Annotated in this window: 4 protein-coding genes; 2 read left to right on the plus strand and 2 right to left on the minus strand. The window is 62.1% G+C overall.

What is annotated here, in order from left to right:
• Both AB5Y85_RS05420 and AB5Y85_RS05425 read right to left on the minus strand, forming a co-directional pair.
• A partial coding sequence (locus tag AB5Y85_RS05420; protein ID WP_368221251.1) for an amino acid permease occupies positions 1 to 361 on the minus strand: 361 nt, incomplete at its 3' end.
• Positions 362 to 449: 88 nt separating this feature from the next.
• Entirely contained in the window at positions 450 to 1,349 is a 900-nt protein-coding gene (locus AB5Y85_RS05425) for a LysR family transcriptional regulator (RefSeq protein ID WP_252412598.1), read from the minus strand.
• 152 nt (positions 1,350 to 1,501) lie between these two features.
• Here AB5Y85_RS05425 and AB5Y85_RS05430 point away from each other — a divergent pair, with 152 nt between their 5' ends.
• Together AB5Y85_RS05430 and AB5Y85_RS05435 are read left to right on the plus strand one after the other, a co-directional pair.
• Entirely contained in the window at positions 1,502 to 2,524 is a 1,023-nt protein-coding gene (locus AB5Y85_RS05430) for an MBL fold metallo-hydrolase (RefSeq protein WP_257687060.1), read from the plus strand.
• Between the two features lie 91 nt (positions 2,525 to 2,615).
• A complete protein-coding gene (locus AB5Y85_RS05435; RefSeq protein WP_257687061.1) occupies positions 2,616 to 3,335 on the plus strand; it encodes an ABC transporter substrate-binding protein in 720 nt (239 codons plus the stop codon).
• Positions 3,336 to 3,397: the final 62 nt, after the last annotated feature.

A 3,397-nucleotide genomic window follows, 5' to 3' on the forward strand; every position in this document is an offset into this window, starting at 1 on the left:
TCCACTCCCCCATCTCGAACAGGGCGTGCCAGAAGCCGGCGGCAATCATCAGGGCGGCAGGCAGCCCCACCGGCAGCACCGCCAGAAAGAGGAAGGCGGAGAAGCGCTCGGCGCCGTTGCCAAAAGCGAGGCCAATCAGGTGCGGCGCACCGCCCGCATGGGGATAGCGACGACCGAGGCGAGCGAAGGTAAAGGCGATGGGCAGCACCAGCGCAATCAGCAGCAACCAGGCCCAGAGCGAGGCCCCACCCGCCAGCGAGGCGGCAGTCGCCGGTACCACGAAGATCCCGGTGCCGAGCAGCGAGGTGGCGAGCAGCCCCATCCCCTGCCAGAGCCCGAGATCCTTTTTCAACCCAGACATATCCTTTTGTCCTGACTAAAAAAACATCCCGCCATGTTAGGCTTGCCCCGCCCCTTTGTTAAGCACGGCAGCGAGAATATGCAGCCTTTTATTCAGGCTCGGACTCAGCTTGCAGGGATTCGGCCAGAAAATCCCCCAGCAGGGTGATTTTGAGCACCTGCCGCCGCGCCGCTGGATAGATGAAGTAGAGGATCTTGGCCGGGCTCTGATAGCGGCCAAGCAGCGGCAGCAGACGCCCCGCAGCGATATGCTCACGCACCTGTTCGGCTGGCTGCAAGGTGATGCCAGCCCCCGAGAGCGCAGCCGTCAACAAGGCTGGCCAGTGATTGATGCGCAGGCGCGAGGCGACCCGCACCTCCTCGCTCTGGCCATCCTCCCCGACAAACTGCCAGCGCTCGTGCTCCCCCCAGTTGCCGTGCAGGCACTGGTGGCGGGCGAGATCGGCCGGATGACGGGGTACGCCGTGGCGATTGAGGTAGTCGGGGGCCGCGCAGAGGCGGTAGTGCTGGGTCAGCAGCGGACGGGCGATCAGCGCCTCATCCTGCGGGCGCAGGGTGCGGATGGCGGCGTCGAACCCCTCCTCCACCAGATCGACCCAGCGCGGGGTGAGCTGCAGATCCAGATCCAGCTTGGGGTAGCGGTCGAGAAAAGCGGGCAGCAGCGGCACCAGCCGGTGGTGGCCAAAGCTGAGGGGGGCGGCGATGCGCAGCCGTCCGGCCGGCTCGGCCAGCAGATTCTGGGTGAGCGACTCGGTCAGTGCCATCTCCTCCTGTACCCGCTGGCAGCGAGCCAAAAACAGCTGGCCCAGCTCGGTGAGAGTCTGCTGGCGGGTGGTCTTGTGAAACAGCTTGCCCCCCAACCACTGCTCCAGCCCCAGCACATGCTTGCCCACCATCTGGGCGCTGATCCCCTCTTCGCTCGCCACCGCGCTGTAGGAGCCGAGATCCACCACCCGGGTGAAGATACGCATGCTGGTCAATCGGTCCACAACCGCTCCTTTGTTCGTTCCTGAGTAACACGACCCGCTACCGAGCCCTGATTCACAACCAAAAGTTTAGTAAGAAATGGATTTTAGCCAATTTATTCAACTTTTAGTTACCAATACAGTGATGCCGTCCCTTCCCCACAGGATAAATTCCCATGAAAAGCACCTATCTGGCCGCATTACTGGTCGGTCTGCTGGCCAGCGGCGCCAGTCAGGCTGCCGAGAGCAGCTTTATCAGCAACCACGACCATACACCTGCCTCAGCAACTCAAGCCCGGCCCGATATCTTTCGGGTCAGCCTGCTCGGCACCGGCACACCGGTGCCCCAGATCAGCCGGGGCGGTTACAGCACCTTGGTCGAAGCGGGCAACCAGAAGCTGGTGTTCGATTTTGGCCGCAACTCCGCCACTCGCCTGTGGCAGCTGCATATCCCCATCGGCCGGGTCAACGCCTTCTTCCTTACCCACTTTCACTCCGACCACACCAACGGGCTGGCGGATCTCTGGCTGACCGGCTGGCTGCAACCGGCCTATGGCCAGCGCCACGCGCCGATGGAACTCTACGGCCCCAAAGGCACCACAGCTCTCGCCCGTGGCTTGCAGCAGGCCTACGCCACCGACATCGCCACCCGGGTCAAGGATGAGGGAACGCCGCTGGACGGGGTGGAGATCAACAGCCACGAGGTCACCGCCGGGGTGGTCTACAACCATGACGGGGTCAAGGTAACCGCCTTTGACAACGACCACGGGGTCAACATCAAGCCGTCATTCGGCTATCGCATCGACTACCACGGCCACAGCGTGGTGCTCTCCGGCGATACCCGCTACAGCCCCGAAGTGGTGAAGCAGGCCAAAGGGGCCGACCTGCTGGTGCACTGCGTCTCCATGACCTCTGCCGAGCAGATGAAGGCCAACCCCGGCTACAAGGCGATCGCCGGTCACCTCGCCTCCCCCGAGCAGGCGGCCCGGGTAATGAACGAAGCCAAACCGGCGCTGACCGTGTTCAGCCATATCGGCCTCAACGGCAAGATCAGGGTCAAAGATCTGGCGCAGGATCTGCGCGCCCGCTACACCGGCCCATTCGTCATCGGCAACGACCTGATGCAGATTGATCTGCCCACCACGGCCTCCGGCAAGGGCTATGCCCTCTGGCAGTCGGAGAATATCGACAATAAATAGCTGGCACGGATGCCGGTCAGCCATGGCCGGCATCCGCAATCGACACCGGGGGCTATCTTTAAGGGGTGTTTGACCACAAGGAGTTATCTCTATGAGCCTGAAATGGAAGCACCTCGCCCTGGCCACTCTTCCCTTGTTCGGCATGACGGCCGCGCAGGCGGCGGTGTTGACCAGCCTTGAATGGCCCCCTTACACCAGCGCCAGCCTCCCTGAACAGGGCAAGAGCAGTCAGGTGGTGACCGCAGCCTTTGCCCTGGCTGGCGACCCGCTGACCATCAAGTTCTATCCCTGGCAGCGGGCAGTGGACGAGGCGACCAACAACCCCGAGGTACTGGGTTATTTCCCCGAGTATCTCGACCCCAAGAGCAGCTGCCTCTTCTCCGACCCCATAGGTAACGGCCCTCTCGGCTTTGCCGAGCGATCCGATCAGCCGGTCACCTGGCAGAGCCTTGATGACCTCAAGGGCAAGAAAATTGGTGTCGTCACCGGCTATGTGAATACCACCGAGTTTGACGAAAAAGTGGCCAGCAAGGCACTCTCGGCTGACGCCACCAGCTCGGACAGCCAGAACCTGCTCAAGCTCGGCAACGGTCGGCTCGATCTGGCGGTTATCGACCAGAATGTGATGACCTATCTGCTGGAGAGCGATCCCCAACTCAAGGGCGTTGCCGCCAACCTCGGCTTCAACGGCAAGATCCTTGAGGACAAGTCTCTCCACGTCTGCTTTACCAACTCCGCCAAGGGGAAAGAAGCGCGGGACAAATTCAACAAGGCACTGGCCAGTGACGAGGTGAAGAAGCTGATGAAGTAGCGATACCGCATCCGCCCACCACCCCAAACAGCCATAAAAAAGCCGCCTCTTGCGAGGCGGCT

The sequence above is a fragment of the Aeromonas sp. R3-1 genome, from assembly GCF_040908345.1.
Lineage (GTDB): Bacteria > Pseudomonadota > Gammaproteobacteria > Enterobacterales > Aeromonadaceae > Aeromonas > Aeromonas veronii.

What these genes read in the sequence shown, in the direction of transcription:
- AB5Y85_RS05430 (WP_257687060.1), top strand. Translation starts at nt 1,502, where the DNA reads ATGAAAAGCACCTATCTGGCCGCATTACTGGTCGGTCTGCTGGCCAGC.
- AB5Y85_RS05435 (WP_257687061.1), top strand. Translation starts at nt 2,616, where the DNA reads ATGAGCCTGAAATGGAAGCACCTCGCCCTGGCCACTCTTCCCTTGTTC.